Origin of the sequence: Hydrogenophaga sp. (assembly GCF_036675665.1) — a bacterium.
In the GTDB taxonomy this organism is placed as follows: Bacteria; Pseudomonadota; Gammaproteobacteria; order Burkholderiales; family Burkholderiaceae_C; genus Hydrogenophaga.
The window spans coordinates 1-4418 of the sequence record NZ_JAKFEO010000029.1 but is presented as its reverse complement, the minus strand read 5'-3'; the positions used below and the strand labels follow the sequence as shown (position 1 = coordinate 4418).

At 67.5% G+C, this 4418-nt stretch carries 1 protein-coding gene; it reads right to left on the bottom strand.

Annotated features, from left to right (window positions below; all coding sequences use genetic code 11):
* A partial coding sequence (locus tag V6M63_RS10345; protein ID WP_332741501.1) for a beta strand repeat-containing protein occupies positions 1-4418 on the bottom strand: 4418 nt, incomplete at both ends.

Here is a 4418-nt window from a genome sequence, read left to right as displayed (position 1 = left end):
CGTGTCCAGCAGCCGCTCGGCGCCGGTCAGGGCCAGCGTGCCGCCGTTCGACACCGTCACCGTCGCCGCGCCGGACGTGCCGCTCAGCGTGGCCGTGCCCGTGGCGCTCTTGGCCAGCGTGCCCGCGCCCAGGTTGGCGCTGACAGTGCCTTGGTTCAGTGTGTACGTCGCACCGGTCAGCGTGCCCGTGCCCGTCACCGAGCCGGCGTTGCTCACCGTCAGGCTCGCCACCGTGTCGCTGTTGGCGCCCAGGGCCAGCACCGCCGCGGCGCCATCCACCACCACCGCCGAGCCCGTGGCCAGCGTATCGGTGGCATGACCCAGCGTCAGCGTGCCGTCGCTCACGGTCGTCGCACCGGTGTACGTGTTCGTGCCCGACAGCGTCATGTTGCCGGTGCCGGCCTTGGTCAGGCCGCCGGTGCCGGAGGCGACGCCGGAGAAGCTCGTGGAGGTGTTGTCTCCACCTGCGGTCAGGGTGCTGGTGCCCAGGCTCACGTTGCCCGCGCCGGCCAGCGAGCTGACGGTTTCGCTGCCCGTCAGCGCCAGTGTCGCGCCCGCGTTCACCGTCACCGCGCTCGCATCGGCAATGGCCGAGCCATTCACCGACAGCGTGCCGTCGGCTACCGTGGTGGTGCCCGTGTACGTGTTCACGCCGGCCAGTGTCTGCGTACCGGAGCCGAACTTGTGCAGGCCGCCGGTGCCCGAGATGACGCCATCAAATGTCGTGCTGATGGTGTTGCCGCCCGTGAACAGGATGTGGCCGCCCGTGGCGACGTTGCCCGCGCCGGCCAGCGAGCCGACCGTCTCGGCGCCGGTCAGCAGCAGGGTCGCGCCGGCATCGATCGTCATCGCGCTCTGGTCGGAAATGGCCGCACCATTCACCGACAGCGTGCCCGCGGCGACCGTGGTCCCCCCGGTGTAGGTGCTGCTGCCGGTCAGAACCAGCGTGCCCGCGCCTTGCTTGGTCAGCCCGCCGGTCGTCGCCGTCGATGCGCCATTCAGCGTCAGGGTCGCCAGGCCGTTGTTGACGCTGAGGGTGCTGGTCGTACCGTTGTTCAGCGTGAAATTGCGGTCCGTCGCGGCGCTGCCGCCGTTGTACTGCAGCGTTCCTCCGCCGAGCACCAGGTTGCCCGCCGCGTTGGAGGATGCGCCGATGCTGCTGTTCGCACCGCCGTTGGCAAGCGCCTGAACGGCCAGCACGCCGCCGTTGACGGTCGTAGCGCCGATGTACGAGTTGTTGGTTCCGGAGAGGGTCTGCGTGCTCGCACCGGCCTTCGTGAATCCGCCGGCGCCGCTCAGCGCCCCAGCGAAGTCCGTACTGGTGGCAGCCGAAGCATCATTCACGGTGAGCGTGCCGCCCAGCATCACGGCGCCCGTGCCGGCGCCCGCAAGCGACCGGACGGTCTCATTGGCGCCCATGCTGAACGTGCCGTCCACCTGCAATGAAGCGCTATCGGAAAGCATTTCCGCACCCGTCGTTGCCAGCATCGCGCCGGCGTTCACGACAACGCTCGTCGAGTCGAGCGAGCCGGCGACGTTCAGGGTGCCGGCACTGACCGTGGTCGCTCCTGTGTAGCTGTTGGCGCCGTTCAGCGCCAGAGTGCCAGCGCCCGCCTTGGTCAGCCCGCCGGTGCCTGCGGCGATGCCGCCGTACGCGACGCTAGTTCCCGCGTTGGCCGAGATCGTGCCACCACCCGCCTGCAGCTGGATGCCGCGATTGGCGCTCAGGGTCATGTCGGCCGTGGTCTGGAGCGTGCCGCCATTGAAGTTGAGATGGTTGGCGGTCGCTGCGCCGGGAGCCGCACCAAGGTTGCCGTCCGAGCTGATGGACAGGACACCGCCGTTGATGCTGGTGGCCCCTGTGTAGGTGTTCGCGCCCGACAACGTCGCGGTACCGGCACCGACCTTGTTCAGGCCGGCTGCGCCGCTGACCACGCCGGAGAGCGTCAGCGTGTCCGTGGCGCCCGTTGCTTCCACGTTGCTGGTCGCCGTCATGCCGACGTTGCCGCTCAGCGTGGCGTTGCCGATGCCCTTGATCGTGCCGCCGCCGGCGTTGACCACGTTGTTCGTCACCGAGACGTTGTCGATGGCGAGCGTGGCGCCCCCCAGCGAAATGACGCCGGAGCCCGCAGCCGTGGCGTGCGCCAGCGTCAGCGTGCCGCCGTTGATCGTCGTGCTGTTCGAATAGGTGTTGGCGCCAGAGAAGGTGAGATTGCCTCCGGCTGTCTTGAGGACCTGGCCGCTGCCCGACATGGTGCCCGCGTAGGTGCCGTCGGTCGCCTGGAGGAACTGGACCGTGCCGTTGTTGGTGATATTCCCCTGCAGGCTGCCGGTGTTGCCGGTCAGGGTGCCGGTACTCACGGTCGTGCCGCCGGTGTAGGTGTTGGCACCGTTCAGAGAGACGTTCCCCGCCCCTGTTTTGGTCAACGCAGCGGCTCCGGCCAGGTCGACCGAGATGGTGCCGGACTGCACCGCGTAGCTCGAGCCGCTCAAGGTGCCACCTGAGCCGGTGATCGAGCCGTTCGTGAGCGTGACCATGCCAACGGTGTCGTTGTTCGCTCCCAGGGCGAACGTCCCGTTCGTCACAGTGACAGCCGTGGTGTCCCCGATCTGGTTGCTGCCCTGCACGTTGACGGTGGAGCCGCCATGCAGCTGGATATCGCTTCCCGCGACAGCGTTGCCGGCCGTCTTGTTCAGGTTGAGCGTGCCGCCGTTGACGACGGTATTGCCGGTGTACGTGTTGGTGGCCGCCCCGCTCAGGGTGACCGTGCCCGCCGTCTGCTTGACCAGCGACACGGTGCCGCCCAGCGAGGCGCTGATCGTGCCGGACTCGACGGTGTAGTTCGACAGGGACGTCAATGCGCCGTTGCTGATGGTGCCGCTGGTCAACGTCGCGGCATTGACGGTTTCGGCGAAACCGCCGAGGTTGAAGGTGCCATTGCTCTCGACGACGAGGGTCGCGCCGTTGGCGATGCGTTCGGACGCACCCAAGGTGACCGTCTTGTTGCCTGCCACCGTGACCGTGGGCGCCGTCACGGTCGAATTCAACGTGGCCGTGATGTCAGAGAACCTCACACCCTCGGTAGCCGTGATGGCCCCATTGATCGTGCTGGTGCCGGTGCTGAACCCCGTCGTCAACATGACATTCTTGCCACTGATCGACCCGCCTGCACCAACGTTGATCGCGCCAGTACCGGACGGACCGGGGGCCGGGGTCCCGTAGTAGTTCGCCTCCAGCGTGACCCAAGCGTCAGTCGACAACGCCGCGTTCACCGTGATGTTATTGCCGGCTCGGGCGTAAAACCCGTTAAAGGCTCCAGTCAGCGCGAGATTTTCGCTGATGGTGATGTCGTTTGTGGCATCGAGATCAATGCGTGCGTTCAGTCCGGCCAGCGTACTGGCCTTGATGTTGAGCGCCGAACCGCTTGCGTCGCCAAAGGCCTCTTGGCCGTCAGACGGGTCTGTGCCGGTTCCGATGATGTTGATGTCCATCGGATCAAGCAGCACCGTGCCGACCACCCCCTTCGTGGCCGACAGATCCGCTTTGCCGTCGAATACCAGAGACTGCTTGCCGGATACTTCGGCGAAGCCGCCGTCACCGCCCGAGGCGCCGCCCTTCGCCGTGATCGAACCATGGTAGCGAGTGACGTCGTCAGCCCAGACGATCACCTTTCCGCCATCGCCGGCCGTGACCGCATCAGCGTTGATGCTGGCGCCCTGGTCGACATAGGTGCGGAAGGCATTCTGCTCCGGCCCCTGTCCCTGGTAGTTCCCGCCAACCATCACCGTCCCGCCGCCCGCGTCACCGCTGGCGTCGACCTTCGCGCCGGCCATGAGCCCGACCTTGTCGCCCAGCACCTTTACCGTGCCGCCGGTCTCGCCGGCGTTGTCGCCCTTGGCTTCAATGGTGCCGGACACCTTGACGATGCCCGTGGTGCCGCCGCTCAGGGTGACGACGCCGCTGTTCTCGGCAACCGAGTTCGCGCGGATCACGCCAGACTGGTTGATCACCGTCGCCAACGTGTCGCCCACGGCGGAGGCGGCCATCAGCACCTGTCCGCCTTCGGCCACGATGGTTCCGCTATTGGAGGCAGCCGCGTCGACGGCCGCGCCGTCGACGGAGAACTTCACCAGCCCCGCCCCCGCCGGATCCACCGTCACCCGCGAGCCAGCCAGCAGCCCGACCGAGCCGCCTTGCGCGGCTTCGATCGTGCCGGTGTTCGTGACCTTCGCACCCGCCAGCGCCACATAGCCGGCCCGGATCATCCCGTTGTTCACCACGCTGGCGCCGCTGGTGCCGCTGAAGGTGTACTTGCCCGCCAGGAAGTCGGCGTTGCTCATGTTCAGCGTCGACGCCACCAGGCCACCCACGTTGACCTGCGCCCCCGGTGCGAACAGCACGCCGTTCGGGTTGACCA